This window comes from Streptomyces sp. NPDC058198, from assembly GCF_042882605.1.
Taxonomy (GTDB): domain Bacteria; phylum Actinomycetota; class Actinomycetes; order Streptomycetales; family Streptomycetaceae; genus Streptomyces.
In genome coordinates this window covers 230,355-256,815 of record NZ_JBHVVP010000006.1, presented here as the reverse complement: position 1 = coordinate 256,815, position 26,461 = coordinate 230,355, and the positions used below count along the sequence as shown (strand labels likewise).

At 72.2% G+C, this 26,461-nt stretch carries 22 protein-coding genes; 9 read left to right on the top strand and 13 right to left on the bottom strand.

Annotated features, from left to right (window positions below):
- Entirely contained in the window at positions 1 to 1,824 is a 1,824-nt protein-coding gene (locus ACFVWW_RS22325; RefSeq protein WP_386878745.1) for a hypothetical protein, read from the top strand.
- Positions 1,825 to 1,871: 47 nt separating this feature from the next.
- Here ACFVWW_RS22325 and ACFVWW_RS22320 read toward each other — a convergent pair whose 3' ends face one another.
- Positions 1,872 to 2,483, bottom strand: coding sequence for a TetR/AcrR family transcriptional regulator (locus ACFVWW_RS22320; RefSeq protein ID WP_386878744.1), 612 nt, complete (start codon positions 2,481 to 2,483; stop codon positions 1,872 to 1,874).
- 89 nt (positions 2,484 to 2,572) lie between these two features.
- Between ACFVWW_RS22320 and ACFVWW_RS22315 the strand changes: the two genes are divergently transcribed.
- The 3 genes from ACFVWW_RS22315 to ACFVWW_RS22305 all read left to right on the top strand — a co-directional run bounded on the left by ACFVWW_RS22315 (position 2,573) and on the right by ACFVWW_RS22305 (position 6,105).
- A complete protein-coding gene (locus tag ACFVWW_RS22315) occupies positions 2,573 to 3,373 on the top strand; it encodes an SDR family NAD(P)-dependent oxidoreductase (RefSeq protein WP_386878743.1) in 801 nt (266 codons plus the stop codon).
- A 409-nt stretch (positions 3,374 to 3,782) separates the two neighbouring features.
- Complete coding sequence (locus ACFVWW_RS22310; RefSeq protein ID WP_386878742.1) at positions 3,783 to 4,646, top strand: class I SAM-dependent methyltransferase; 864 nt, start codon at positions 3,783 to 3,785, stop codon at positions 4,644 to 4,646.
- 199 nt (positions 4,647 to 4,845) lie between these two features.
- Entirely contained in the window at positions 4,846 to 6,105 is a 1,260-nt protein-coding gene (locus ACFVWW_RS22305) for a serine hydrolase domain-containing protein (RefSeq protein ID WP_386878741.1), read from the top strand.
- Positions 6,106 to 6,132: 27 nt separating this feature from the next.
- Here the strand turns inward: ACFVWW_RS22305 and ACFVWW_RS22300 are convergent, their stop codons facing one another.
- Genes ACFVWW_RS22300 through ACFVWW_RS22285 form a run of 4 tightly spaced genes read right to left on the bottom strand, consistent with a single transcriptional unit; the run spans position 6,133 to position 10,312 of the window.
- Positions 6,133 to 6,804: a response regulator gene (locus tag ACFVWW_RS22300; RefSeq protein WP_384330067.1), complete on the bottom strand. Its 672-nt coding sequence runs from the start codon at positions 6,802 to 6,804 to the stop codon at positions 6,133 to 6,135.
- Entirely contained in the window at positions 6,801 to 8,177 is a 1,377-nt protein-coding gene (locus ACFVWW_RS22295) for a sensor histidine kinase (RefSeq protein ID WP_386878740.1), read from the bottom strand. The genes ACFVWW_RS22300 and ACFVWW_RS22295 overlap by 4 nt, the downstream gene beginning before the upstream one ends.
- A gap of 10 nt (positions 8,178 to 8,187) precedes the next feature.
- Entirely contained in the window at positions 8,188 to 9,351 is a 1,164-nt protein-coding gene (locus ACFVWW_RS22290) for an acyltransferase (protein ID WP_384330061.1), read from the bottom strand.
- A complete protein-coding gene (locus ACFVWW_RS22285) occupies positions 9,344 to 10,312 on the bottom strand; it encodes an alpha/beta hydrolase (protein WP_386878739.1) in 969 nt (322 codons plus the stop codon). The genes ACFVWW_RS22290 and ACFVWW_RS22285 overlap by 8 nt, the downstream gene beginning before the upstream one ends.
- Positions 10,313 to 10,605: 293 nt before the next feature.
- On the opposite strand from ACFVWW_RS22285, the gene ACFVWW_RS22280 reads away from it, so the two are divergent.
- The 3 genes from ACFVWW_RS22280 (at position 10,606) to ACFVWW_RS22270 (ending at position 13,769) form a co-directional block, all read left to right on the top strand.
- Positions 10,606 to 10,797 (top strand): DUF1059 domain-containing protein, encoded by a 192-nt coding sequence (locus tag ACFVWW_RS22280; RefSeq protein ID WP_384185441.1) that lies wholly within the window; start codon positions 10,606 to 10,608, stop codon positions 10,795 to 10,797.
- 105 nt (positions 10,798 to 10,902) lie between these two features.
- Complete coding sequence (gene recQ, locus ACFVWW_RS22275; RefSeq protein WP_386878738.1) at positions 10,903 to 12,789, top strand: DNA helicase RecQ; 1,887 nt, start codon at positions 10,903 to 10,905, stop codon at positions 12,787 to 12,789.
- An 80-nt stretch (positions 12,790 to 12,869) separates the two neighbouring features.
- Positions 12,870 to 13,769, top strand: coding sequence for a hypothetical protein (locus tag ACFVWW_RS22270; protein WP_386878737.1), 900 nt, complete (start codon positions 12,870 to 12,872; stop codon positions 13,767 to 13,769).
- A 25-nt stretch (positions 13,770 to 13,794) separates the two neighbouring features.
- Here ACFVWW_RS22270 and ACFVWW_RS22265 read toward each other — a convergent pair whose 3' ends face one another.
- Positions 13,795 to 14,370 (bottom strand): histidine phosphatase family protein, encoded by a 576-nt coding sequence (locus tag ACFVWW_RS22265; RefSeq protein WP_386878736.1) that lies wholly within the window; start codon positions 14,368 to 14,370, stop codon positions 13,795 to 13,797.
- Between the two features lie 110 nt (positions 14,371 to 14,480).
- The gene (locus tag ACFVWW_RS22260) at positions 14,481 to 15,917 is read right to left on the bottom strand and encodes a PLP-dependent aminotransferase family protein (protein ID WP_386878735.1); all 1,437 of its coding nucleotides are present in this window, start codon (positions 15,915 to 15,917) and stop codon (positions 14,481 to 14,483) included.
- On the opposite strand from ACFVWW_RS22260, the gene ACFVWW_RS22255 reads away from it, so the two are divergent.
- On the top strand, positions 15,916 to 16,821 hold the full coding sequence (locus tag ACFVWW_RS22255) for a DMT family transporter (RefSeq protein ID WP_384330049.1): 906 nt from the start codon (positions 15,916 to 15,918) through the stop codon (positions 16,819 to 16,821). The genes ACFVWW_RS22260 and ACFVWW_RS22255 overlap by 2 nt on opposite strands.
- Before the next feature lie 28 nt (positions 16,822 to 16,849).
- On the opposite strand, the gene ACFVWW_RS22250 is transcribed toward ACFVWW_RS22255, so the two are convergent.
- On the bottom strand, positions 16,850 to 18,091 hold the full coding sequence (locus ACFVWW_RS22250) for a glycoside hydrolase family 10 protein (protein WP_386878734.1): 1,242 nt from the start codon (positions 18,089 to 18,091) through the stop codon (positions 16,850 to 16,852).
- A gap of 213 nt (positions 18,092 to 18,304) precedes the next feature.
- Here ACFVWW_RS22250 and ACFVWW_RS22245 point away from each other — a divergent pair, with 213 nt between their 5' ends.
- Positions 18,305 to 19,165 carry a 3-hydroxybutyryl-CoA dehydrogenase gene (locus ACFVWW_RS22245; RefSeq protein ID WP_384185594.1) on the top strand — a complete coding sequence of 287 codons (861 nt, stop codon included), beginning with the start codon at positions 18,305 to 18,307 and terminating at the stop codon, positions 19,163 to 19,165.
- A gap of 59 nt (positions 19,166 to 19,224) precedes the next feature.
- Here the strand turns inward: ACFVWW_RS22245 and ACFVWW_RS22240 are convergent, their stop codons facing one another.
- The 5 genes from ACFVWW_RS22240 to pheS form a co-directional block, all read right to left on the bottom strand.
- Positions 19,225 to 19,767 (bottom strand): NUDIX hydrolase, encoded by a 543-nt coding sequence (locus tag ACFVWW_RS22240; RefSeq protein WP_384185423.1) that lies wholly within the window; start codon positions 19,765 to 19,767, stop codon positions 19,225 to 19,227.
- Positions 19,768 to 19,830: 63 nt separating this feature from the next.
- A complete protein-coding gene (locus ACFVWW_RS22235) occupies positions 19,831 to 21,171 on the bottom strand; it encodes a transcriptional regulator (protein ID WP_386878733.1) in 1,341 nt (446 codons plus the stop codon).
- A 282-nt stretch (positions 21,172 to 21,453) separates the two neighbouring features.
- The gene (locus ACFVWW_RS22230; RefSeq protein ID WP_386878832.1) at positions 21,454 to 22,470 is read right to left on the bottom strand and encodes a PP2C family protein-serine/threonine phosphatase; all 1,017 of its coding nucleotides are present in this window, start codon (positions 22,468 to 22,470) and stop codon (positions 21,454 to 21,456) included.
- A 264-nt stretch (positions 22,471 to 22,734) separates the two neighbouring features.
- On the bottom strand, positions 22,735 to 25,263 hold the full coding sequence (pheT, locus tag ACFVWW_RS22225; protein WP_386878732.1) for a phenylalanine--tRNA ligase subunit beta: 2,529 nt from the start codon (positions 25,261 to 25,263) through the stop codon (positions 22,735 to 22,737).
- Positions 25,263 to 26,390, bottom strand: a complete 1,128-nt coding sequence (gene pheS / locus ACFVWW_RS22220) for a phenylalanine--tRNA ligase subunit alpha (protein ID WP_384185414.1) — start codon at positions 26,388 to 26,390, stop codon at positions 25,263 to 25,265. The genes pheT and pheS overlap by 1 nt, the downstream gene beginning before the upstream one ends.
- Positions 26,391 to 26,461: the final 71 nt, after the last annotated feature.

Here is a 26,461-nt window from a genome sequence, read left to right as displayed (position 1 = left end):
GTGAGCGCCCAGGAAGAGCGCGACGCGCTCACCCTCCCGCCCAGCCTGTACGAGCACGCTCTGCACCTGCTGCGCGAGGCCCCCGACGGGATCCCGCCCCGGCGCGGCTACCCCCTCCCCCAGAAACCCGAACCGGGCGAGGCCCCGCTGTCCCACGAAGAGGCGGCGAACGCCATCCGCGACGCGCTGAACCCGCTGCCGGACAACTCCGCGACCCTGCACCGCCGCTTCGCCCGCCGCGGCATCCGGGACAGCCACACCCACCTGATCCGGTCCGCCGTCGCCGGGCTGCCGCTGCCGGCCGGGCAGCGGGACGCGGCCCGCTCCCTGGGCCGGCAGCTGACCCGGACCGGCACCACCGCGCCCGCCGTCACCGCGGGTCTCGCTCTGCTCATCCGCCTCGGCGAGCCCGAGGACGTCCCGTATCTCTCCGTTCTCGGCCTGTTCCGGGAGTTCGTACGCCCGGCCGTCGACGCCCTCGACACCCTCGACCGCCCGTGCGCCGCCGCCGTCTGGCTCGCCACCCACACCCGCCGCGATGAGCTGCGGCCGCTCGTCCGCGCCCTGTGGACGGGAGACCGACAGGCCGTCCGTACGGAGCTGGTCACGTTCCCCGCCACGCCGCGGTTTGTCAGTACCACGGTCGCCCGCCGGATCGCGGAGGCCGCCCGGCTGCCCGAGCTGCTCGGCCAACACCCCTCCGACACGGCCCTGCTCGCCCGGGCGGGCAGGCTCCTCGTCCGGATGGGATCCACGCGCGACTACCGGACCGACCTCCTCACCTACGACGACGCGCTCATCCTGTACGAGAGCGTCGTCACCCGGGCCGGCCAGCTGCCGCCCACCCTCGACCACCACGCCACCCTGCTCTCGCTCGCCCTGGACCTGAGCAGCGGCACCGGCGTACTGCTGGACTGGCCTCCGGGCCGGCGCGCGACGCTGCTGGAATCACTCGGGCGGCAGCTGGCCGGGCCCCGATGGGCCTCGTCGGCGGACACCGACGGAGGTGAGGCGGACCAGCGGCTGCGGGCCGGCTGGATCCGGCGCACCGGGCGGCGGCCCTTCACGCGTCAGGCCGCCCCCGGCAGGCTGCGCGTAGAGGTGGTGGCGGGCGACCTCGTGGATCGTGAACCCGTCGAGACCCGCATCCTCCTCGACGGGCGTCCCGTGGTCCCGGAGTTCTTCGCCCTCGGTCCCGCCCGCAGCCCCGACTACCTGCTGGACGACGGCCGGCTCCGGGCCGGGCCCGAGCCCCGGGAGGTACAACTCGCGGAGGCATACTGCACCGAGGGGTGCTGTGGCGCGCTCTACGTCACCATCCGTCGCGACGGAGACCAAGTGGTGTGGGAGGACTGGCGGCGGCCGCAGGTCCTGCCAGGTTCCCGGGAGCCCGCGCCCGAGCTGCCCACTTACAGGTTCGACGCCGCCGCCTACGACGCGGAGATCACCCGGGCGGAGAGCGACACCTCCTGGTCGTGGCCGGCCCGCACCGTGGCCCGCCTGATCAAAACGGGGCTGATGGAACGGCCGGACCTGCTGAGCCGATGGGATGCGCGCCGGGGCTGGATCAGCAGCGGCTTCGAGGACCCGGACACCACCGTGGTGACCTTCTCGTACGCGCCGGGACTCGCCGCCGGGAAGCAGGACGGCATCCCCCTCCAGTTCCGCTGGGTCGTACCGGACGATAGCACCCCGCCCGAGGCACAGGCCGGCGCCGCGCTGCGCCGACTGGCCGAGGAGGACCCGAAAACGTACGCACAGGTATGCGGCGGCAGCCGCGAACGCGCCGAGGAACTCGGCTTCCCCTGGCCCGACAACGCCTGAGCCGCGGAAATCGGTCGCGACGGAACCACCCGCCGGCCCGGAAACGGTCACGAGGCAGACGGCCCACCATGACTGGCTCCCGCGAAGATCGCGACCATGCCGGTGACTTCATCGGCGACGCTGCGATGCCATACGTAGCGGCCCTGGCGGCGGCGGCCCGCGACAATGCCGTGGAGAGCAGTCCACAACTGCTCGGCCCGCTCCAGGGCACCCGCCTTGTCGTCGACCGCACCGGCGGCCAGCAAGTCGTCCGCCATGGCCGCGACGTGCTCCTCCAGTGACGCACGGACCGCATCGGTTCCCTTGAGCCAGTCGATGCTCTCGAAAAGCAGCTGGTACGGGCCCTGGTGTGCGAGTCCCCAGTTCACAAAGGCCAGCGCGAACGCGTCGAGCCGCTCGCGCGACGGCCCGGCGGCGGCCGTCGCGGCCTCGATCTGGGTACGGGCATCGGTGAAGTGCTGTTCGAGTACGGCCTCGATGAGTGCGGTCCACGAGTCGAAGTGCAGGTACACGGCGGTCGCCGAGACGTTGCACGCGCGGGCCACGGCACGCAGCGAAGGGGCGGGAGCCCGGGGGGTCTCCTGGAGCATCGCCGAAGCGGCGTCGATCAGGGCCTGGCGCAGATCGCGGCGGCCTCCGCCCGATGTGTCAGCGGTCATGCGCCGCCCTCCCCTAACTGCTGCCCGGTTGCCGGTTAACAGGTGTCAATGTAGCGTAGTTAACACCCGTCAACTTGATGAGGAGTCTCATGACACGGACCACAGTCGTCACCGGAGCGAGTTCGGGGATAGGCAAGGAGTTCGCGCGCCGCTTCGCGCAGCGCGGCGATGACGTGGTGCTCGTGGCCCGGCGCCTGGAGCGGCTCGAAAGCCTGAGTGTGGAGCTGCGCGAGCGCTACGCGGTGACGGTGACACCCGTCCCGCTCGACCTCACCGCACCCCGCCCGGGTGCGGAGCTGCACGCTCGGCTCGCGGAACACGGAATCGTCGCGAGCGCGCTGGTGAACTGCGCGGGATTCGGCAGAACCGAACTGTTCTCGGACGCCGATGACAGCGACATCGCGGACCAGCTCGCGGTCGGCGTCACCGCCCTGGTCGATCTGACGAAAGCCTTCTACGCCGACCTGCAGGACGCCGAGGCGGGTCTCCTCATCAACGTGGCCAGCATGACGGGCTACGCGCCCATCCCCGGGATGGCCGTCTACGCGGCGGCGAAGGCATTCGTGATCTCCTTCACCGAAGCCTTGTGGGTCGAGGCCCGCGGCAGCCGGCTGCGCGTCCTGTGCCTCTCACCGGGAGCAACCAGCAGCGAGTTCTACACCACCTCGGGCACCTCCACCGAAGGCATCCGTTTCCAGACCCCCCGTCAGGTCGTCGACACGGCCTTCCACGCACTGGACACCAGCCGGCGCCCCACCATCGTGTCGGGCCGGGCCAACGCCCTCCTCGCCGGCCTCATGCGCACGCTGCCCAAGAGGCTCGTCCTCACCCTCGCAGCACGCCAGGCACCCAAGCCCGCCGCCGTCGCCGCAGCCCGAACGCGCCACTAGAAGCGGGGCGCGGGTGGGCCGTACGACAACAGGCCGCTACTCCGGCTGTGTCACAGTCAGCGCCCACCGAATCGTCTCTGCCGAGGCGTCAACAGTCACAGAGAAAGAACCCGGACGGACCACGCCGGGATCCATGGCGACCGAGCCCAACCCCACAGCCCCGGCAGGGCAGTCGACCGGGAACGCGGCCACTTCGTCCTGCGGTGGGGAGTACATCGTCACCAGCACGCTGCCGCCTCCCTCGCACGCGCCGCCCGACACGACACCGCCGTCGGCGTATCTGGCGGAGCCCGGCCGGACCGGTCGAGCGCGTGGTCACGGTGGCTCGCCATGGAATGATCGGCCTGGCGCGCACGGCGCGTACGGTGCGTCCGCGCGAGAAGAAGCGGAAGAAGGAGCGGAAGTCGGCATGCCCGAGGGCTGGGAGTGGGACGAAACGCTGTTTCTGGGTTCGGCCCGCTACTACCGGCGCGGGAGGCTTCCGTACGCTCCGGGCCTTCCGGACGTACTGGCCGAGGCTCTCCCGCTCGACGGCCGGGGACGCCTGCTCGACGTGGGGTGCGGACCGGGCACCCTGGCGCTGAGCCTGACGCACTTGTTCGGCGACATCGTCGGCGTGGACGCGGACACCGGGATGATCGCCGAGGCCGAGCGCCGGGCCACCGAGGCAGGCGTATCCGGCAGAACCCGCTGGGTCCGGGCCCGAGCCGAGGACCTGCCCGCGGACCTCGGGACGTTCACCGTCGCGACCTTCGGCCAGTCCTTCCACTGGATGGACCGTGACGCGGTGGCGGCGACCGTGAAGGGCATGCTCGGGCCCGGCGGGGCCTTCGTACACATCTCGGATCTGCAAACGGAGACCCTGTCCGTCGAGGGTCTCCCGTATCCGGCGGTGCCCTACGCGGCCATCAAGGAGCTGACCGAGCGGTACCTCGGACCGGTCCGCCGGGCCGGCCGTGGGGTGCTGCTCCACGGCACACCCGGTGGTGAGGCCGCCGTGCTCGCTCGCGCCGGGTTCGTCGGTTTTGAGCGGCATGCCGTGCCCGGCGGGCAGGCTCTGGAACGTTCTTGCGCGGATGTCGTCGCATGGGTGTTCTCGACGTCGTTCTCCGCACCGCACCTGTTCGGCGGGCGTCGCGACGACTTCGAGGCAGACCTCGGCCGGCTGCTCCGGGAGGTCTCCCCTGCGGGCCGGTTCTCCGAACGTCAGCCGAGCACCGAGGTCTTCGTCTGGCGCAAGCCCGCGTTGGCGCCCGTGCGGCCCGCGGCGTAAGCACGGCCGGCGGGGCGACCCCAGAGGGCGACCCTAGGGGGCAACCCTGACAACTCGCCGTTCGAGCAGCCCAGTTGGCCGGGGACTCACCGGGGTCGGCGCCGTCCTTTGCGATGATCCGGGGCGTCGGTGCGCTCGGCAGGATGAACCGCGTACGGAACTCCGTACGGACAAGCCGGTTCACACCACGGAGTATCTCTTGAGGATCCGCACACATACCGCCCTGGCCGCCGCGCTCGCGCTGGGCCTCGGTGTGGGCACGTCGGCCGCGGCGCCCGCCGTGGCCGCAGAACCCGGCGCCCGGGTGGCAGCCGCCCAGGTGGCAGTGAGTCCGTCGCACGGCCCGGACCGGGAGGCTTTGCAGGCAGCCCTTCTCGGGCTCCCCGACACGAACGCGACCGCGGCCCTCGTACGCGTCGGCGGCCACGGAAGCTGGCGCGGAAGCGCGGGGGTGCACCATCTGGGGGGAGACCGCAAGGCTGTCGAAGGGGCTCGCTTCCGGGCGGGATCCACCACCAAAGTGGTCACCTCGGCCATCGTGCTGCAACTCGCCGCGGAGCGAAGAGTAGATCTCGACGGCACCGTCCAGAGGTATCTGCCGGATCTGTTGTCGGACGCCTTCGAACCGATCACCGTACGGCAGTTGCTCACGTTCACCAGTGGGCTCCAGCCGGGTGCTTCCCTCGGCCCGGAGAACGCCGAGGGGTACGAGAACCGCTTCGCGACCCTGACCCCCGAGGACGTTGTCGCGGCGTCCGTCGCCAAGGGCCCCTACCGGGGACCGGGCGAGGGCCCGGGCAAGAAGCAGCGTTATGCGAATATCGACTACACCGTCCTCGGCCTGCTGATCGAGAAGATCACCGGCGACTCTTACGAGCACCAGGCGCAGGCGCGTATCTTCCGGCCGGCCGGCATGCGGGACACGTCGTTCCCCGGCGGCCCCGACCCGCGCATCCACGGCCCGCACAATCGGGGCTACCAGAAACTGGCGGACGGCAGGGTCGTGGACGCGACGGAGTGGAACATGTCGGACCGATGGGCGGCGGGTGACATGATCTCCACCACCGCCGACCTGGAGAAGTTCCTCTTCGCGCTGTTCAAGGGAGAGCTCGTCCCTCAACCACTCCTGGAGAGGGAGATGTTCACCCTGCCGGATGTCGAGGGCGCCGAGATGAGCGCGGGACTGCAGTGCTTCGACGCGGGCGACGGACAGATTCTCTGGCTCAAGTCAGGATCCCGGCCGGGCTACAGCACCCTCCTCGCGGCGACCAGGGACCTGTCGAGGACCCTGGTCTACTCGGTCAACGCGCTCGATGCCAAGGCCGAAACCATGAATCCGGTCGGCGAGCGCATCGTACGGGCCACCTTCATGCCCACCGGTGGTGGCCCGTGCGTGTCCCAGAAGTCCCGTGTCCAGAAGTCCCGCCCCGCGCTCGACGCCTTCCGGACGTTTCAGTAACCGGCCGGGCTCAGTCGCCGGCCGGGCTCAGTAGCCGGCCGGGCGGACCAGGCCCGATTCGTAGGCGAAGACCGCGACCTGGGTGCGGTCGCGGAGGCCCAGCTTCACCAGGATCCGGCTCACATGGGTCTTCACGGTCTGTTCCGCCACCACCAGACGCACGGCGATCTCCGCGTTCGACAGGCCCTGCGCGATCAGTGAGAGGACCTCGGTCTCGCGTTCCGTCAGGTCGCCGACACGGTCCTTGAGCGGCGGCCGGGGGGCTCCGGTCATACGGGAGAACTCGGCAATGAGGCGCTTGGTGATGTTCGGGGCGAGCAGGGCGTCGCCGGCCGCCACCACCCGTACCGCCTGGGCGAGTTCGGCGGCCGAGGCGTCCTTCAGCAGAAACCCGGACGCGCCCGCGCGCAGCGCCTCGTACACGTACTCGTCGAGATCGAAGGTGGTCAGGACGAGGACCTTGACGGTGGCGCCGGGCGGTTGGGTGATGCGGCGCGTCGCCTCGATACCGCCGAGTTCGGGCATCCGTATGTCCATCAGGACGACGTCGGGGGCGAGTTCGGCGACCTTGGCGAGGGCGTCGAGGCCGTCCACGGCCTGGCCGACGACCTCGATGCCCGGTTCGGCGTTGAGCAGCACCGTAAAGCCCTGGCGGACCATCATCTGGTCGTCGGCGATCAGCACGCGGATGGTCGTCATGGGGTGTCCTCAACAGAAGCGGCAGGGGCGGCGGGCACATCTGGCACGGCAAAGGGCTTCGTGGGCAGCATCGCGGTCACCTCGTAGCCGCCGTCCCGTGTGGCCCCGGTAGCCAGCTCGCCCCCCAGCATCGCAGTGCGCTCGCGCATGCCGAGCAGACCGTGGCCGGCGCCCGGCGAGGGCGCGGCGGGGCGGTCCGGCGCGGTGTTGGTGACCCGGACCGTGACCCCGGACGCGTGGTAGCCGATCTCCACCCGCACCTCCGCTCCCGGCGCGTGCCGCATCGCGTTGCTGAGCGCCTCCTGAACGATACGGAACGCCGAGAGATCGAGGCCCGGCGGCAGCGCGTGCGGCTCCCCGGCGATCTCGGTGGTGACCCTGAGTCCCGCCCCGCGCACATTGCCGACCAGCTCGTCCAGCCGGCCGAGGGTGGGCTGCGGGGCGTGCCGAGCGCCCTCCGCCATGGCGTCCTCCGAGCGCAGGACGCCGAGCACCCGGCGCAGTTCGGTGAGCGCCTCGACGGCGTTCTCCCGTATGCCCGCGAGGTTCTCCTTCAGCTCCTCGGACGGATTCTCGACCAGGTGCGGGGCGACCTGCGCCTGGATGGAGATCACCGACATGTGGTGGGCGACCACGTCGTGCAGCTCGCGGGCGATCCGGTTGCGCTCCTCCAGGAGAGTGCGCCGGGCCCGCTCCTCGGTGGTGATCTCTTCCTGTACGACCAGTTTCGTACGGGCCACCTGGACGCCGCGCAGTGAGGCGCCGACCACCACGGTGATCGCGAGGACCGCGATGGCCAGGTAGGCACCGTTGTCGCGGCCGGAGAAGAGAGGGCCGGAGAAGAGGGGGCCGGCGACGCGGGGGCCTGCGACGAGCGCGCCGCAGACCTGGCCCGTCAGCACGCTGATCACCAGCACCTCGGCCGCGACCCGGGGGCGGGCCCGCAGCGCGACCAGGAACAGGACCCAGGCCAGCACGGCGAGTTCACCGCCGGTCCAGGGGAACACCGTGCCGACGGCGGCGTCCGCGTCCACGGACAGCGCGATCACGGCCAGCACGACCGTCGACGCCCACCAGGCCAGGATCGGGCGGAACAGTGCGACGACGACCGCCGCCGACTGGATCCCGGCAAGCAGCAGGGCGACCCGTACGTCCAACCCGAAGTCACCCACGTACTGATCCGCGTTGGCGACGACCAGGAACGCCGCGCACAGCACCAGCGGCACCACGAACGCCGGCAGCCAGTCCAGCCAGCGCGGCCGCCCCACGCGCGGCAGCGGATCGGCAGCCGCCGTCCACAGGTCCTCGCGCAGGGTGCGCGGCACCACCCGCGCGACCTCCACCAGCCGCTTCACCACACCGTGCCCCTTCACACGCTGCACCTTAGGCACGCCGCACCGCCGTCTCCAGGGCAGGACGTCCCTCGCGCACGATCCGGCCGTTCTTTCGCGGCCGCCCCTGTTCGTACGTACGGAACGCGGCCCAGCAGATCAACAGCGCCACGGCGAAGACGGGCAGCCAGGCCAGCCGGCCGAGCACCCAGCCCACGGAGTCGGGCACGGTGTGCAGTCCTGGCAGAGCCTCGCCCGCGAGCAGGCCGGTCGCGGTGACCGCCATCATCGCGGTCTGGTGCCAGAGGAAAATGGTCATCGCGGAGAGGTTGACCAGTGCCACCGCCGCCCAGGCGGCGGGCCGCGCGAGCACCCGCCGCAGCGGGCCGAGCAGCAGCAGGGCCGCTCCGCACTGGGCGAGGCCGAAGGTGACCGCCGCGAGGGTGGGCGGGTTGAGGTTGGAGATCCCGGCGCCGGGCACCCCGACCATGGCGGCGGGGTAGCCGGCCCACAGGACCAGCCCGGCGGTGGCGGCCGCGCCGCCCAGCAGCAGCGCCCATCCGGCGGTTCGGCCCGGCAGGCCGCCCCGGGCCCAGACCGCGCCCAGGCAGTACGGCACCAGCCAGCCGGCCGCCACATTGATCCAGCCGAGCCAGGAGGGGCCGCCGAGGCCGAACCGGAACAGGTCCACGTGCAGGACCACCGCGAGCGCCCACAGCGGGTGCACCCTCGTGACCAGCGGGGTCGCCGCCGTCAGCGCCGCGAAGACCAGCAGGAACCAGAGCGGCGAGAGGACCAGCTTGCCGAGGGTGTGTACGGTCTCGAAGCCGGCCCCCGACGCCAGCATCGCGCCCGCCGTCACGGTCCACACCACCAGCACCGCGGCGACCGGCCTGAACAGCCGGGCCATCCTGGCGCCGAGCCACTGCCCGTACGTCGTACCCCGGGCGCGGGCCGACGCGTAACTCTTGGCGCCCATGTGCCCGCCCACCAGGAAGAAGACGGCGAGGGTCTGTAACACCCACGATATGAAGGCCAGTTGGGGCAGGTACTGGAGCGGGCTCGCCGCGCGCACCGTGCCGCTGTCCGCGACCAGGGCGGTCACCAGCCAGTGACCGAGCACCACGCCGAGGATGGCAAAGGCGCGCAGGGCGTCGACGGCACGGTCCCGGTCGGGCGGGGTGGCGGACTCGATCCGCCGGACGAGCTCACGCATGACGGCCCTCCTCGGAACCTGTCTCTCCGAAGACGATCAGGGCGATGTTCCGCAGGGATACGGAACCGGGCTTCAGGTAGTCGCTGTGGCCGCCTGCGCCCGCGTCGAAGACGCGGGCACCGAACCCCTTCGACACCGGGTCGGCCCCGAACCCGAGCGTGGCGAAGGGCAGTTGGAGCCGCACATGCGGCACGTCCGCGATCCAGTCGTCGGCGCCCCGGCCCGCCCAGACGGTGGCCCGGGTGTGAAACCGGCCGACGTGGTCGACACCGGTGCCGGGGCTGCCGTACAGGACGATGTCGGCGACCCGCAGGCCCGGGGCGGCCCGGGCGCAGACGACCGAGCCGTAGGAGTGGCAGAGCAGCGAGGTCCGGGCAGCGGGCTTGGCCGCACTCAACTCACGTACGAACGTGCGGAGTCGAGGGGCCGCATCGTCGGCGAGCGCGGGCGTCAGCACCTCGGGGCTCACCGTGCCCGGTGTCGGGTAACCGAGCCAGGCGACGACGGCGGCCCCGCCGCCCAGCGCCTGCTGGAGCGCCCTGGCGCCGGTCCTGAACCGCTCGTACCGGTCGAGGCCGGTGTCCGAGCCCGGCACCAGCACGGCGATCCGCTCGGCCTGCGACAGGTCACCGAAGACCTCGGCGGTGCGGCCGCCGTCGCGGCCGTCGAAGGCCAGGAAGTGGCGTGCCGGGTCCGCCATGGCGCGCAGCACGGCGGCCCGCCTCCGGTCGCCGTGGCCCGCCGCCATCCGCTCGGCCGCCCGGATGCCGTCGCGGCGGGCGGCGTACCGCTCGTCGAGGGCGGCGGGGGTCGTGGCCCGCAGCGGGGCGAGCACGGCGGGGGCGGGCGCCGGGACAGCGGCCGGGCGGGCAGCGCCCGACACCGGTACGGCCACCGAGGCGGTGACGAGCGTGGCGAGCAGGGTGCGGCGAAGGCGGCTGTCGTGCGGGCGGGACACCATGGAGGGTGGTCCTTCCGTACCGGAGGTGTGCGGGGTTTCCGGTACCGAAGGTATGAATCACGTCGTGTGGTCGGCGTCCCCCCGGGGAGTGCACCTTCGCCATAGCTCCGAAGTACTACGGGTAGCGGTCCGGACTGCGGGTAGCGGTCCGGACTGCGGGTAGCGGTCCGGACTGCGGGTAGCGGTCCGGACTCCGGGTAGCGGTCCGGACTCCGGGTAGCGGTCCGGACTCCGGGTTCTCCGTATGGCGCCGAGCAGACATACGGGTTGACACTGGTATGAGGAGGTGCATCATGCGCAAAACAGCCGACTGCCGGGATTTTCCCAGTGAAACGAATTGCACCCTTGCCATATCCGGTGAGGAGGACGAAGTCGTCCAGGCCGCCAGTGAACATGCCGTGTCCATGCACGGGCACACGGACAGCCCGGAGCTTCGGCAGCAGCTCAGGTCCGCGCTGAAGGACGAGATGCCGCAGCACGCCTGAGAGCCCGAGTCGCGGCGGCGCGGTGCGGCGCGGGTTCCGGCGCCCGCGGGTTCCGCATTCCGGATCGAACGGATCGGGGCGGCGGGAGCCTCGTAGAATCGCCGGATGAGCGCTTCCGATCAAGACACCCGCCCGGAGACACCTCCCGAGAGCCATCCCGAGGGCCGTCCCGAGGCGAGTGAGGCGCAGCGCGTGCTGCACCGCGTCTTCGGATACGACTCCTTCCGCGGGAGCCAGCAGGAGATCATCGATCATGTGGTCGCCGGTGGCGATGCCCTGGTACTCATGCCGACCGGCGGGGGCAAGTCGCTCTGCTACCAGATCCCCGCGCTGGTACGGAAGGGCGTCGGGGTCGTCGTATCGCCGCTGATCGCGCTCATGCAGGACCAGGTCGACGCGCTGCGGGCGCTCGGCGTGCGCGCCGGGTTCCTCAACTCCACGCAGGATCTGGACGAACGGCGCCTGGTGGAGGCCGAGTTCCTCGCGGGTGAGCTGGATCTGCTCTATCTGGCGCCGGAGCGGCTGCGCGTCGAGTCGACGGTACGGCTGCTGGAGCGCGGCACGGTCTCCCTCTTCGCCATCGACGAGGCGCACTGCGTGGCCCAGTGGGGCCACGACTTCCGGCCGGACTACCTGGCCCTGTCCGCGCTGCACGAGCGCTGGCCCGATGTGCCGCGTATCGCGCTGACCGCGACGGCCACCGAGGCCACGCACACGGAGATCGCCTCCCGGCTCAAGCTCCAGGACGCCCGGCACTTCGTGGCGAGCTTCGACCGGCCCAACATCCAGTACCGCATCGCGCCGAAGAACGACCCCAAGCGGCAGCTGCTGCAGCTGCTGCGCGCCGAGCATCCCGGCGACGCGGGCATCGTCTACTGCCTCTCCCGCGCCTCCGTGGAGAAGACCGCCGAATTCCTCGTGAAGAACGGGGTCGACGCGCTCCCGTACCACGCGGGGCTCGACGCCCGGATGAGGGCCGACCACCAGGCGCGCTTCCTGCGGGAGGACGGGATGGTCATGGTCGCGACGATCGCGTTCGGGATGGGCATCGACAAGCCCGACGTGCGGTTCGTCGCCCATCTGGATCTGCCGAAGTCCGTCGAGGGGTACTACCAGGAGACCGGGCGCGCCGGGCGTGACGGGCAGCCGTCCACGGCCTGGCTGGCGTACGGACTGCAGGACGTCGTACAGCAGCGGAAGATGATCGAGACCTCGGAGGGCGACGACGCGCACCGGCGGCGGCTGAGCGCGCATGTCGACGCGATGCTCGCGCTGTGCGAGACGGTCGAGTGCCGTCGCGTCCGGCTGCTCGCGTACTTCGGCCAGGACAGCACCGCGTGCGGCAACTGCGATACGTGTCTGACACCCGCGGAGTCCTGGGACGGCACGGTCCCCGCGCAGAAGCTGCTGTCGACCGTGGTCAGGCTGAAGCGCGAGCGCAACCAGAAGTTCGGGGCGGGGCAGATCACCGACATCCTGCTGGGCAAGAAGACGGCCAAGGTCATCCAGTTCGACCATGACGCGCTCAGCGTGTTCGGTATCGGTACGGAGCTGCGCGAGGCGGAGTGGCGCAGCGTGGCACGGCAACTGCTGGCTCAGGGCCTGATCGCCGTCGAGGGCGACTACGGGACGCTGGTCCTCACGGACGACAGCGGCGAGGTGCTGGGCGGGCGGCGTCCGGTCATGCTGCGGCGCGAGCCCGAGCAGGCGGCCAGGCCGGCGCGGGCGGAGAAGACGGCCAAGCAGCGTTCGGCGCCCGTCGATCTGCCGGAAGCGGCGGTGCCGGTGTTCGAGACGCTGCGCGCCTGGCGTGGCGCCACGGCGAAGGAGCAGGGCGTGCCCGCGTATGTCGTCTTCCATGACGCGACGCTGCGCGAGATCGCGGTCCTGGCCCCGTCGACGCTGGCGGAGCTCGGCACGGTGAACGGCGTCGGCGAGAACAAGCTGGCGAAGTACGGGGAGCAGATCCTGGAGACGCTCGGTACGGCGTGATCGCGGGACCGCCCTCGCGGAAGCGTGATGGCGGAAGCGTGATGGCGGGGCACGGTGGCACACGCGTGAGAATGACCGGCATGCCGCCGCGCCCCGCACCGACGCCCGCGTCCCCGCTGCCCGAGTCCCCGCTGCCCCATGTCCTGTGGATCGGCGGCCCGCCCGGCGCCGGCAAGACGACCGTGGCCCGGCTGCTCGCCCGGCGGCACGGACTGCGCTGGTACAACGCCGACGCCCACACCTGGGAGCACCGCGACCGGGCCATCGCCGCCGGTCATCCGGGTGCGGTCCGGTGGGAGGCGCTGCCGCGCGAGGAACGCTGGTCCGCTCCCCCGGCGGAGCTGCTCGCCATGTCCCTGCACCACGAGCGCGGGCGGATGATCGTCGACGATCTCCGTATGCTGCCCGCGACCCCGCTGACCGTCGCGGAGGGCACCCCGGTCACCCCGGCGGTGGTCGACGCGGTCGCGGGCGCGGATACGGGCACCGGCGGCCGCGCCGTATGGCTGCTGCCGTCGGTCGAGGTCCAGCGGGCCCGGCTCCATGAACGCGACCTCGGCCTGCCGCCGGGCACGCACACGCTCTACCGGTCGCTGGCCGGGGAGATCGCGTCGGAGGTGGCGGAGTACGGCGCCAGGAAGCTCGTCCTCGACGGGCGAAGCAGCGTGGCGCGGACGGTCGCGGCGGTCGAGGAGATCTTCGCCGACGCGCTGAGGGCGGGCCCGGTGGCGGCCACGGCGACCGAGCGCGGCCGTCTGCTGCGGTACGCCAACCGGGCCACGGTCTCGCAGTACGAGGCGTTCTTCGCCCGCCCGTGGTCCCCGGACGACGCCGGGACGACCGCCCTCGCCTTCGCCTGCGAATGCGGAAAGGCCGGCTGCGAGGAAGACGTCAGACTCACCGTCGCGGGCTTCCCGCCCCCACCCGACACCGCCACATCCCCACCACTCCTCGCCCCAGGACACCTCCCCGAAGGCTGAGCCCCCGGCGCTCCCGGGCGCTCGCTCAGGATCTGGCGTCCAGGCGGAGGGTCCAGCGGCCGGGGGCGCCGCTCAGGGTGACGGTGGAGAGGGGGCGGATGTCCACGGACCAGTAGGCGCGGGGCGGGGCCTTCAGCGCGTAGATCAGGGCGGCTCGTACGACGGCCGGTTCGGCGACCGCGACGATGGCGGCGATGTCCTCGGCGGGGCGGGTGTCCAGCCAGCCACCTATCCGGGAGATGAAGGCGAGCAGGGGCTCTCCGCCGTGCGGGGCCGAGCGCGGGTCGGCCAGCCAGGCGTCGAGGGCGGCAGGTTCGCGGGCCGCCACCTCGGCGAGGGTGAAGCCGCGCCAGCGGCCCATGTCGCAGTCCCGCAGGGCGGGCTGGACGAGCGGCGCGTAGCCCAGGGCATCGCCGGTGGCGCGGCTGCGCAGCGTCGGCGAGCAGTAGCGGAGATCGGCGGCGGCCAGCGGGATCAGCGCGTGGGCGACGAGCTGCATCTCGTGCCAGCCGGCCTGGTCGAGGGGGCGGTCGTCGTCGAAGCGCTCGTCGAACAGGTCCGAGCTGCGCGCGGCGGCGACCAACGTGACCCGAACACTCATGGGCGTGATCGTGGGGCCGGAAGGCCGGTGGGTCAAGAGGCACTCGGCCCTGGCGGTGAAACGGTTCAGCATGCTCCGGCCGTTCCGGGGCCGCAGCAGCCGCCGGGTGTTCAGCCGAGCGCCTCGTCGCAGGCGGTACGCAACCGCCGTACGCCTTCGGTGATCTCGGCCGGGCCCGCCACCGCCGCGAAGCTCAGCCGCAGCTGGGCGGCCGGCGGTTCGGCGCTGAAATACGGGCGGCCGGGGGCGACCGCGACGCCGGCGCGCAGGGCGGCGGAGACGACAGCCTGTTCGTCGGTGCCGTCCGGGAGACGGGCCCAGAGGTGGTAGCCGCCGGACGGGATGTGCGGGAGCGCCAGCTCCGGCAGGTCGGTGCGCAGCGCGGCGGTCAGGGTGTCCCTGCGGGTCTTCAGCTCCGTGGAGACGGAGCGCAGATGGCGGTTCCAGGCGGCGGATCCCACCAGCTCCAGGGCCGCTTCCTGGAGCGGGCGCGGCACGAAGAAGGTGTCGACGACATGGATGGCGCGCAGCCGTTCGAGCACCGGGCCGCGCGCCGCGAGCACCCCGACCCGCAGGCTCGGTGAGGTGGCCTTGGTGAGGGAGCAGACATGGACGACGACGCCGTCCGGGTCGTCGGCGGCGAGCGGTGCGGGCAGCGGGCCCGCGTCCGCGTGCACCATCCGCCGCGCGAAGTCGTCCTCGACGACGAAGGCGCCGGCCTCCCGGGCGATCCGCAGCACCTCGGGCCTGCGGGCCGGGGACAGTACGGCGCCGGTGGGGTTCTGGAAGAGCGGCTGACAGACGAAGACCCGGGCTCCGGTGGCCCGGAAGGCGGCGGCGAGCAGGTCGGGGCGTACGCCGTCGGGGTCCACCGGCACCGGCACCGGCCGCAGTCCGGCGGCGCGGGCGATGGCCAGCATTCCCGGATAGGTGGGTGATTCGACGAGGACGGGCGCACCGGGCGGCGCGAGCGCCCGCAGCGCGGTGGTCAGCGCGCTCTGGCCGCCGGCCGTGACCAGGACTTCCGCGGCCGTGCAGGTGTCGGCGATGCCCCGGGCGAACCATTCGCGCAGTTCGGGGAGTCCTTCCGTGGGCGGCCGGCCCCAGGCACCCGGCCGGCGGCCCGCCCGTGCCAGGGCGGCGGCCATCGCTTGTTCCGGCTGGAGCGAGGGGTGCAGATAGCCGCCGTTGAACTCGATGACGCCGGGCGGCGGGGCGGCGAGGGTGACCAGGACGCCGGAGGCGTCGACCGCGCGCGGTACGAGCTCGGTGGCGGCGTCGGCGCTGAGGGTGACCTCCTGCCAGGAGGTGTCGCCGGGCGGCGGCGTCCCGGCCCTGGCGGCGGCGCGGAAGGCTCCCGCGCCGGGGCGGGTGACGACAAGACCTTCGGAGGCGAGCCGGGCGAGCGCGCGGGAGACGGTCACCGGGGAGACCCGGTAGCGCTCGACCAGCGCCCTGCTCGATGGCAGTTTCTCACCGGGTGAGTAGCGGTGCAGCTCACTCTTCAGGGAATTCGCCAGCTCTGCCACACTGCTACGCTCATGCATGACAGTACAGGATAGCGCTACTCCCACCCCTGCGATAGCGGTCAGCGGCGCCGGCGGCGGCACCCTGCTCGCCTCGCTGGGCGTCGTCGCCTTCTCGCTCACCTTCCCCTCCACCGTGTGGGGCCTGGAGAGCTTCGGCCCCTGGTCCCTGGTCGCCGTACGGAGCGGGCTCGCCGCGCTCATCGCGGGGTGCTTTCTGCTGACGCTGCGCGTCCCGGTCCCCGACCGCCGGCACTGGGGCGCGCTCGCGGTGGTGGGCGGCGGGGTCGTGGTGGGCTTCCCGCTGCTGACGACGCTGGCTCTGGAGACCTCCACCACCTCGCACGCGGCCGTGGTGGTCGGGCTGCTGCCGCTCACCACGGCCGCGTTCGCCGCCGTCCGTACGGGCCGCCGGCCCTCCCGTACCTTCTGGTGCGCCGCGCTCGCCGGCGCGGCCGTGGTGATCGGTTTCGCGGTGCAGCAGAGCGGCGGGGCGCTCTCCGCCGGCGATCTGTATCTCTTCGGCGCGCTGCTGGTGTGCGCGGCGGGCTATACGGAGGGCGGCAGGCTGGCCCGGGTGATGCCCGGCTGGCAGGTGATCGGCTGGGCGCTGATCGGGTGCCTGCCGCTCTCGGTGGCGGGCGCGGCGCTGGCCCTGCCCTTCGAACCGGTGCGCCTGACGGCCCACGGGATGATCGGGCTCCTGTGGGTCGCGGCGGGCTCGACCTTCTTCGGCCTGTACGTCTGGTACCGCGGCATGGCGTCCATCGGTATCGCCAGGGCGAGTCAGCTCCAGCTCGCCCAGCCGGTGCTGACCCTCGTCTGGTCCGTGCTCCTGCTGGGCGAGCACCTCACGCCGGCCGCTCCGGTGGCGGCCGTGGCCGTGCTGGTCTGTATCGCGGTCACTCAGCGGTCCAGCGCCTGACAGCTTCCGCGGGGCGAGCCCGCGTGACTCACCCCCGCAGCCGCGCCCGGGTGCCGTAGTGGTCGGCCACCACCCTGGTCATCGCCCCGATCGGGTCCGCGCCGACCTCCTTCGCCGAGAAGAAGCAGTGGCCACGCACCCCCGCGTACTCCTTGGCCAGGGTGAGATGCCGGGACAGCTCGGCCGGGTCCTGCCAGGGGGCGGGCTGCGCCGGGTCGGCCACCTTGTAGAGGGCCTCACCGATGTACAGATCGACGCCCGTCCCCCGTACGACCCCGTCCCACCAGTGCACCAGCTTCGCGTAGTCGGCCACGGCGAAGCCGATGTTCCAGTACAGCTGCGGGACGATGTAGTCGATCCAGCCCTGCCTGACCCACTTGAGGGTGTCGGCGTGCAGATGGTCGTAGGTCTGCACGCCGGCCTGGGTGTCGGAGCCGCGCGGATCGGTGGCGACGTTGCGCCACACCCCGAACGGGCTGATCCCGAAGCGCACGTGCTTCTTGACCTTCTTGATCTTCGCGGACATCTCCCGCACCAGCCGGTCGGTGTTGTCCCGCCGCCAGGCCGCCTTGTCCGGGAAGCCCGCGCCGTAGCGCGCGTAGGTCTCGTCGTCCTCGAAGACCTGACCGGCGACCGGATACGGATAGAAGTAGTCGTCCCAGTGCACGGCGTCGATGTCGTAGCGCCGGACGGCGTCCAGCATCGCGTCCTGGACAAAGCTCCTGACCTCGGGCAGCCCCGGGTTGTAGTAGAGCTTCCCGCCGTACGGAAGGATCCAGTCCGGGTGGAGCCTGGCGGGGTGCCGCTCCGACAGCCGCGACGGGTCGGTGTGGTTCGCGACGCGGTACGGGTTGAACCAGGCGTGCAGTTCCAGACCGCGCGCGTGGGCCTCACGCACCGCCGTACCCAGCGGATCCCAGCCCGGGTCCTTGCCCTGGACGCCGGTCAGACACTCGGCCCATGGCTCGTACGGCGACGGCCACAGGGCGTCCGCGGTCGGTCTGACCTGGAAGATGACGGCGTTCAGCTTGCGGGCCACGGCCGTGTCCAGATGCCCGATCAGCTCGGCCCGTTGCTGATCCGCCGTCAGCCCCGGTACCGAAGGCCAGTCACGGTTGGCGACGCTCGCGAGCCACATCCCCCGCAACTGCGCGCGCGGAGTGTGATGGCGCCCCACCGCTTCCGTGGCGACCGCGTCCCCCGAGGCCAGGACCGAGGCCACCAGTCCTGTCGCGGCCGCCACGAACGCTCTTCTGCCGATCTGTCCCATGCGATGTCCCTTGTCCGGTCCGTGCGGACCGCTGGACGATCACGGTCCGCCGTTCCCGCTGAGCATGCCCGCCCCGGCCCCGTGGCGCACCACCCCGGCGGAGTAACGTGCTGTCACCCTGGCGGAGTAACGTCCTGTCCCAGGCGGGCGCCGGAACCACACGGGGGACCTGCCGGGAAACGGACCAGCGAAAGGCACGATGTGACCGACTCCCTGACCGATATCACCCGCGTCGGTGTGGTGGGCTGCGGCCAGATGGGCGCAGGCATCGCCGAGGTCGCCGCACGCAGCGGCCTGGAGGTGAGGGTCGCCGAGACCACCGGCGAGGCCCTGGAGATCGGCCGTACCCGCCTCCACAACTCGCTGTCGAAGGCCGCGGAGCGCGGCAAGATCACCGAGGCGGAGCGCGACGCGGCGCTCGGCCGGCTCAGCTTCACCACCGACCTCGGGGAGTTCGCCGACCGCGACCTGGTCATCGAGGCCGTCGTGGAGAACGAGCAGGTCAAGACGGAGATCTTCCAGGTGCTCGACCAGGTGGTGACCCGCCCCGACGCGATCCTGGCCTCCAACACCTCCTCCATTCCGCTGGTCAAGCTGGCCGTCGCGACCTCCCGCCCCGACCAGGTCATCGGCATCCACTTCTTCAACCCGGCCCCCGTGCAGCAGCTCGTCGAGCTGATCCCCGCGCTGACGACCTCCGACGAGACGGTCAGGCGGGCCGAGACCGTGGTCGAGAAGGTGCTCGGCAAGCACGCGATCCGGGCTCAGGACCGCTCGGGCTTCGTGGTGAACGCCCTGCTCATCCCGTATCTGCTCTCCGCGATCCGGATGTTCGAGTCGGGCATAGCGAGCCGCGAGGACATCGACAACGGCATGGAGCTGGGCTGCGCCCATCCGATGGGCCCGCTCAAGCTCTCCGACCTGATCGGCCTGGACACCGTGGCCTCGGTGGCCGACTCGATGTACATGGAGTTCAAGGAGCCGCTGTACGCCGCTCCCCCGCTGCTCCAGCGAATGGTGGACGCGGGCCGCCTCGGCCGTAAGTCGGGGGCGGGCTTCTACCCGTACTCCTGACGCACCCGGACCGGCGGGCAGGGCCGTGGCACCGGACCCGCCCCCGGCGCGGACACCGCCTACGGGGTGTCCTGGCCCAGCCGTAGGTGATGCAGCATCAGCAGCCCCGCCGCCATGCCGGCGGCCGGGACCTCACCCCGGGCGACCAGGTCGGGCACCAGCTTGAGCGGGATCCACTCGCGGCGCGAGGACTCGAAGTCGTCCTCGGGAGGCCCGGTGTACGTGGCGTCCTGCGCCCAGTAGAGATGGTGCCGGGCGTCGGTCAGGCCGTTGGACGGCTCAACCGTGAGCAGATGGCGGAGGGGGCCGGGGCGCCACCCGGTCTCCTCCTCCATCTCCCGCGCGGCCGCGCTCTCGATGTCCTCGCCGTCCTCGACGACGCCCGCGGCCAGCTCCCAGCCCCAGCTGTCGGTGATGAAGCGGTGCCGCCAGAGCATCAGCACCTCGTTGGCGGCGTTGACCGCGGTCGCGACGGCGACCGGGCGGAGCCGGATGAGGTAGTGGTCCAGGTGCCGGCCGTCGGGGAGTTCGACATCCGCCAGATTGACGCGGAGCCAGCGGTTTTCATACACAGGCTGTTCGCTTAACTTCGTCCACTGCACGTTTTTGCCACCTTCCGACAAGTTGATGGCAATATCGCAGCAGCACCTCACTCGGCGGGAGCCTCACAGGGGGACGCGCAGCGCCCCCTCGATGACATCGGCAGCTTCCCCGGCAACGGTGGATCCGCTGGCCACCAGCTGCTCACGCACCGCCCGCAGCCGGTCCCGCAGCCGCTGGGACTCCATGCCCCTCGCCCGCTCGGCCATCTCCCGCGCCGTCACCGCGGCCCGGTCGGGCTCGCCCTGCCGGAGCTCGATATGGCAGAGCATGGCGAGCCGGTGGACCCTGCCGCGGTCGTGCGCCGGGGTGTTGACGGCCGCCGCCGCGTGCACCCGCGCGGCCGCCGGATCACCGAGGCTGAGCAGCGCCTCCGCCACCTGTACGTTCACCAGGCCGGGCTGGACATAGCCCGTCTCGTCCGGCTCCCGTCCGGGCCGGATGCGCTCCGCCTCCGTCTCCGCGCGCCGGATACAGCCGAGCGCGCCGCCGCCGTCGCCGAGATGGGCGTACGACTTGGCCTGCATCGCGTACAGGTCCGCGGCCAGCGCCGGGGTGATCCGGCGGCCGGCGGTCCGCAGCGCCGCCTCGGCGAAGGCGACGGCGAGGCGGTACTCCCCCATGAACAGCGACTGGTTGACCAGCAGCGCGATCACATAGGCGCCGAGCCCCCGGTCACCGCTGGCCTTGGCCAGGCGCAGCGCCTGATGGAAGTAGCGCTGGGCGAGTCCCTGGGCGTCGGAGTCGTACGCGCAGATGCCGGCCACCGCGACCAGACCGCCCGTGGCGCGGTGCAGCTGGCGGCCCAGGGCGTCGCTGTACCCGCCGCGCAGCAGCGGGGCGGTCTCGGCGTTGAGGAAGCCGACGATCCGGGCGCGGGTGGCGACCCCGCCCGTTCTCCGGTACATCAGTTCGTAGTGTGACCTGGCCGCCCGGAGCAGCTCGATGTCGGCGGGCCCGACCCTGGTGCGGCCGCCGCGCGAGACATCGGAGTCCTCCGGGGGGTTCTCCCACTCCCACACGGGCATCACGGCCGGGGTGCCGGTGAGGGCGGGGGCGCCCACTATGTGCGGCCGCTGCTGTTCGTCGTGGCGCCACAGGGCGGTGGCCCGCTCGACGAAACCGGAGAGCGGTGTACAGCCGGGCACGAACGGCTCCCCGGGCACACCGAGCCCGATGTCGTCCAGGGTGAGTGAGCGGCGCAGCCGGTCGCTCAGGACTCCGCAGATCAGGTCGGGCACCTGGCCGCGCGGCCGCTGGCCCTTCAGCCACCGTGACACGGCGGTGTGTTCGTATCGCAGGGCGAGGCCCCTGGCCCGGCCCGCCTGGTTGACCCGCGCGGCGAGGCCGGCATGGGAGATCCCCGCCTCGTCGAGCAGGGAATCGAGCAGGGTGTTGGGCTGCATGTGCCCCTCCGGTGGCTCGGCACGCCAGGACCAGTAAAGCGGCAAACGCACGGGGTGTGAACGGAATGCCCGTATCCGCACCTTGTGCACTCTCCCGCCGGGACCGCGGGGCCGATTGACTGAAGCGCCTCGCAAAAGAGGCGGCCGGGCCGCCGGCTCCCCCTCGTACAGTGCGGTGGCCCCCAACCGCGTCGTCCGTCCCGTCGACCTGCCCGACACTCCGCGGCGGGACGGGCGACGCGTGCAGCGCGGGCCCGGGGCCGGGGGTACGCGCGCGGCCGGTCAGCCGCACTGCGCCGCCACCCGCGGGCGGTCGTTGCGCAGGACCAGCAGCGCCATGTCGTCGGTGATCCGCCCGCCGGTGTGCCGCAGCAGCGCCGTGTGCACCTGCCGCACCACGGCCGCGGGCGGCAGCGGCGTACCGGACACGACGTCCACGAGCGCTTCCCGCAGGCCGAAGTACCGTCCCGCGGAGTCCCTGGCGTCCGTCGCCCCGTCGGTGTGCAGGAACAGGGCCTCGCCGGGCAGCAGCGGACCGCAGCGGCGCGGCGGCAGGTCGGCCGGCAGCGGAAAGGCGCCCAGCGGCGGCAGCGGCTCCCCGGTGGCCAGTGGCACCGCGCCCTCCCCGAGCCGGTAGGGCCACGGATGGCCGCAGTTGAGGGCCCGTACGTCCGCGTCGGCCCCGATCTCCAGCAGCAGTACGGTGACGAACTCCTCCGCCGAGGGGCAGTCCGCCGACGCCCCCACCCGCTGCCGCAGATGGCGCTGGTGCGCCCGGTCCAGCCTGCGCAGGACGCCGTCGAGCCCGGCCTCGTCATGGGCGGCTTCCCGGAAGCTGCCGAGGACCGCGGCCACCGCCCCGACGGCGGGCAGGCCGTGGCCGCGCACATCACCGATGACGACACGGACGCCGTGCTCGGTGGCCACCGCCTCGTACAGATCTCCGCCGATGTCGGCGCCCCGGGAGGCGGAGAGCTGGCGGGCGGAGAGCGTCAGCCCGTCGAGCAACGGCGGCAGCGGCCGGATCAGCGCCTCCTGGGCGGCCCGCGCCACCGCGCGGACGCGCCGTAGCTCCCGGAGGGGACCGCGCTGTACGCCGGCGAGCAGATACGCCACCACCAGGAGGAAGGCCACGCAGGTCGCGATGCGCGCCGCCACGCTGTCGTGCACGGCCAGCGGGCAGGTCAGCTCCCAGGTGACCACCATCGTGAGCCAGGTCCCCGGGACCGCGAATTCGACGACGGACCGCGAGGACAGCGAGTCCACGGGCGCGTCTTCCTCTGCCCTGCTACGGATCATGCGGTCGGCCCCTCTCGGCCGCCTGGCCGCCTGGCGTACGTCGACCGTCATGGCCGTATCGATGGTGTCGATGACCGTTGTGGCCGGATCGATTGTGTCGATGACCGCCATGGCCGGATCGATTGTGTCGATCACTTGGGTCAGTTGGCGTATCCCGCCCGTACTTGCCACTCGAACGAGTGAGGGGCGCGTCCGGAGATCCGGACACGCCCCTCAGTGGTCGACCATCTGTCCGACCGCGCTGCTCACATAACCGGACAGCCCTTATGCGCCGCGCAGGACGGCTCCGGTCCGCTCGGCGGCGAGGGCGACCGCGGCGTCACGCGCGGCCGTGGCCTCCTCGACCGTCAGCGTGCGGTCCGCCGCGCGGAAGCGCAGGGCGTACGCGAGCGACTTGTGCCCCTCGCCGATCTGCTCACCGGCGAAGACGTCGAACAGCCGCAGGGACTCCAGCAGTTCACCCGCGCCCTCGTGCAGCGCCCGCTCCACCTCGGCGGCCGGCACGTCGCGCGGGACGACCAGCGCGACATCCTGGGTGGCCACCGGATAGGTGGAGATCCGCGGGGCCTGGAGCGCGCCGGCCCCCGCCTGCTCCAGGAGGTCGAGCTCGATCTCCATGGCGCAGGTGCGGTCCGGCAGTCCGAGCGCCTTGACGACGCGCGGGTGCAGCTCTCCCGCGTGGCCGACGAGCGTCTCCTCGCCGTTCACCGTGGCGAGCAGCGCCGCGCAGCGGCCGGGGTGCCACGGCTCGTGCCGGCCGGCCCGTACGACGAGCTCGACGCCCGCCTCCCGGGCGACGGTACGGGCCGCCTCGACGGCGTCCGCCCACTCGGCCGGGCGGCCCTTGCCCCACCAGCCGGCCTGTTCGCGCGCGCCGGCCAGGACGACCGCGGCGCGGCGCGGCTGGCGCGGCAGCGCGGTGTCGAGCCGGGCCACCTCCTCGTCGGTGGGCCGCCGGTCGACGGGCAGCCGTACCGGCACGGTCTCGTCGCCCGTGGGCCGGAAGACCAGGCCGGTCTCGAAGAGCGCCAGATCGTGCGAGCCGCGGCCGTCGTTGCGGCGCAGCGCCGTGAGGAGGCCGGGCAGCAGCGTGGTGCGCAGCGCCGGCTCCTCGTCGGAGAGCGGGTTGACGAGCGTGACCGTACGGCGGCGGGCGTCGTCGGCCGGCAGCCCGAAGGCGTCGAGCACGGCGTCGCCGATGAACGGGTAGTTCAGCGCCTCGACATAGCCGGCGCCGGCCAGGGCGCGGCCGACCCGGCGGTGCAGCCGCTGCCGCTCGGTGAGACCGCGGCCGGACGGCGGGGTGGGCAGCGTGGAGGGGAGGTTCTCGTACCCCTCCAGACGGATGACCTCCTCGGCGAGGTCGTTGGGCGCGTCGAGGTCGGGCCGCCAGGACGGGACGGTGACGAGCAGCTCGTCCACTCCCGAGACGTCGCAGCCGATCTCCTGGAGCCGCCGTACGACGGTCTCCCGGCCGTAACCGACACCCGCGACCCGGTCGGGGTGGTCGGCGGGCATGGTGATGGTCCGCGGCGCGGAGGGCGCGACGATCTCCGTGACGCCGGCCCCGGCGGAACCGCCCGCGAGCAGCACCAGCAGATCGACGGTCCGCTGCGCGGCGGCGGCCGCGGCCCGCGGGTCGACTCCGCGCTCGAAGCGCTTGGACGCCTCGGAGGCCAGCTTGTGGCGGCGTGCGGTACGGGCGATGGAGATCGCGTCGAAGTGCGCGGCCTCGATGACCACCTCGGTGGTGCCGTGCACCTCCCCCGTCCCGGGGTGCGTGGTGACATCGGCGATCTCGGTGTTCGCGCCGCCCATCACGCCCGCGAGGCCGATGGGCCCGCGGTCGTCGGTGATGACCAGGTCCTGGGCGTCCAGGACCCGCTTGGCACCGTCGAGCGTGGTGATCTTCTCGCCGGCCGTGGCGCGGCGGACGCCGATCGGCCCCTCCAGCCGGGAGCGGTCGTAGGCGTGCAGCGGCTGGCCCAGCTCCAGCATCACGTAGTTGGTGATGTCGACGGCGAGCGAGATGGGCCGCATCCCGGCCTTCTGCAGCCGGCGCCGCAGCCAGATGGGGCTGTGGGCCTCGGGGTCGAGGCCGGTGACCGTACGGGCGGTGAAGCGGTCGCACCCGCTCGGGTCGGCGATCTTCACCGGGTAGCCGAAGGAGTTCGGGGCGGGGACGTCGAGGAGGGCCGGGTCGCGCAGCGGCAGGCCGTAGGCGATGGCGGTCTCGCGGGCGACCCCGCGCAGCGAGAGGCAGTAGCCGCGGTCGGGCGTGACGGCGATGTCGAGGACCTCGTCGACCAGTTCCAGCAGCTCGATGGCGTCGGTGCCGGCCTCGTGCTCCGGCGGCAGCACGATGATGCCGCCCGAGCCGTCGTCGCCCATGCCCAGCTCGTCGCCGGAGCAGATCATGCCGTGCGAGGTCCTGCCGTACGTCGTGCGCGCGGAGATCGCGAAGCCGCCGGGGAGGACCGCGCCGGGGAGGACCACGACGACCTTGTCGCCCGCGACGAAGTTCCGCGCGCCGCAGACGACCTCCTGCGGCTCGCCGGTGCCGTTGGCGGTGCCGACGTCGACGGTGCAGAAGCGGATGGGCTTCTTGAAGCCCTCCAGCTCCTCGACGGTGAGTACCTTGCCGACGACGAGGGGGCCCTTGAGGCCGGCGCCGAGCTGCTCGACCGCCTCGACCTCCAGACCCGCGGAGACGAGCTTGGCCTGGACGTCACGGCCGGTCTCCGTCGCCGGCAGGTCGACGTACTCCCGCAGCCAGGAAAGCGGGACGCGCATCAGATCTCCATCCCGAACGGCCGGGTGAACCGGACGTCACCCTCGACCATGTCTCGCATGTCTTCGACGTTGTGGCGGAACATCAGCATCCGTTCGATGCCGAACCCGAAGGCGAATCCGCTGTACTTCTCGGGGTCGACACCACAGGCGACGAGCACCTTGGGGTTGACCATGCCGCAGCCGCCCAGCTCGATCCAGCCCTCGCTGCCGCAGGTACGGCAGGGCCGGTCGGGGTTGCCGACCGAGGCGCCGCGGCACACGTAGCAGACCATGTCCATCTCGGCGGACGGCTCGGTGAAGGGGAAGAAGTTCGGGCGGAGCCGGGTCGTCATGTCCGGGCCGAAGAGCGCCTGGACCATATGGTCGAGCGTGCCCTTGAGGTCGGCCATGGTGAGGCCCTCGTCGACGGCGAGCAGCTCGATCTGGTGGAAGACCGGGGTGTGCGTGGCGTCCAGCTCGTCGGTGCGGTAGACCCGCCCGGGACAGACGACGTAGACGGGCGGCTCGCGGTCGATCAGGGTGCGGGCCTGGACCGGCGAGGTGTGCGTACGGAGCACGACACCGGACTCGTCGCCTTCGGTCCCCGCCGGGCCCTGGACGAAGAAGGTGTCCTGCATCTGGCGTGCCGGGTGGTCGGGCACGAAGTTGAGCGCGTCGAAGTTGAACCACTCCGCCTCGGCCTCGGGGCCTTCCGCGACCTCGTAGCCCATGGCCACGAAGACATCCGCGACCCGCTCCATGAACGTGGTCAGCGGGTGGCGGGCGCCGGCCGGGACGCGGTCGTACGGCAGCGTGACATCCACCGCCTCCTCCACCAGCACCCGGGCGTCACGCTCGGCCTCCAGCTCCGCCTGACGGGCGGCGAGGGCCTTGCTGACGGCGCCGCGGGCCTGGCCCACGCGCTTGCCCGCCTCGGCCTTGGCCTGCGGCGGCAGCGCGCCGATCTCCCGGTTGGCGAGGGCGAGCGGCGAGGTGCCACCGGTGTGTGCGGTCTTCTCGTGGACGAGCGCGTCGAGATCCCCGGCGGCGGCGAAGGCGGCGAGCGCCTCGTCCCGCATCCGCTCGATCTCTTCCGGTTTCAGCGCCTCGACCTCGACTGGGTCGTACGACTTGTTGGGTGCCGACATCTCTTCCCGTACTTCCGATTGGCTGGCGAAACGACCCTGCTCGATCACTTCGGTCACTCACGATCAGTGCG

Bases quoted from the DNA above. Each gene is read 5' to 3' on its own strand.
- ACFVWW_RS22320 (WP_386878744.1), bottom strand. From the start codon at position 2,483: ATGACCGCTGACACATCGGGCGGAGGCCGCCGCGATCTGCGCCAGGCC.
- ACFVWW_RS22315 (WP_386878743.1), top strand. From the start codon at position 2,573: ATGACACGGACCACAGTCGTCACCGGAGCGAGTTCGGGGATAGGCAAG.
- ACFVWW_RS22310 (WP_386878742.1), top strand. From the start codon at position 3,783: ATGCCCGAGGGCTGGGAGTGGGACGAAACGCTGTTTCTGGGTTCGGCC.
- ACFVWW_RS22300 (WP_384330067.1), bottom strand. From the start codon at position 6,804: ATGACGACCATCCGCGTGCTGATCGCCGACGACCAGATGATGGTCCGC.
- ACFVWW_RS22290 (WP_384330061.1), bottom strand. From the start codon at position 9,351: ATGCGTGAGCTCGTCCGGCGGATCGAGTCCGCCACCCCGCCCGACCGG.
- ACFVWW_RS22285 (WP_386878739.1), bottom strand. From the start codon at position 10,312: ATGGTGTCCCGCCCGCACGACAGCCGCCTTCGCCGCACCCTGCTCGCC.
- ACFVWW_RS22280 (WP_384185441.1), top strand. From the start codon at position 10,606: ATGCGCAAAACAGCCGACTGCCGGGATTTTCCCAGTGAAACGAATTGC.
- recQ (WP_386878738.1), top strand. From the start codon at position 10,903: ATGAGCGCTTCCGATCAAGACACCCGCCCGGAGACACCTCCCGAGAGC.
- ACFVWW_RS22270 (WP_386878737.1), top strand. From the start codon at position 12,870: ATGCCGCCGCGCCCCGCACCGACGCCCGCGTCCCCGCTGCCCGAGTCC.
- ACFVWW_RS22265 (WP_386878736.1), bottom strand. From the start codon at position 14,370: ATGAGTGTTCGGGTCACGTTGGTCGCCGCCGCGCGCAGCTCGGACCTG.
- ACFVWW_RS22255 (WP_384330049.1), top strand. From the start codon at position 15,916: ATGACAGTACAGGATAGCGCTACTCCCACCCCTGCGATAGCGGTCAGC.
- ACFVWW_RS22260 (WP_386878735.1), bottom strand. From the start codon at position 15,917: ATGCATGAGCGTAGCAGTGTGGCAGAGCTGGCGAATTCCCTGAAGAGT.
- ACFVWW_RS22250 (WP_386878734.1), bottom strand. From the start codon at position 18,091: ATGGGACAGATCGGCAGAAGAGCGTTCGTGGCGGCCGCGACAGGACTG.
- ACFVWW_RS22235 (WP_386878733.1), bottom strand. From the start codon at position 21,171: ATGCAGCCCAACACCCTGCTCGATTCCCTGCTCGACGAGGCGGGGATC.
- ACFVWW_RS22230 (WP_386878832.1), bottom strand. From the start codon at position 22,470: ATGATCCGTAGCAGGGCAGAGGAAGACGCGCCCGTGGACTCGCTGTCC.
- pheT (WP_386878732.1), bottom strand. From the start codon at position 25,263: ATGCGCGTCCCGCTTTCCTGGCTGCGGGAGTACGTCGACCTGCCGGCG.
- pheS (WP_384185414.1), bottom strand. From the start codon at position 26,390: ATGTCGGCACCCAACAAGTCGTACGACCCAGTCGAGGTCGAGGCGCTG.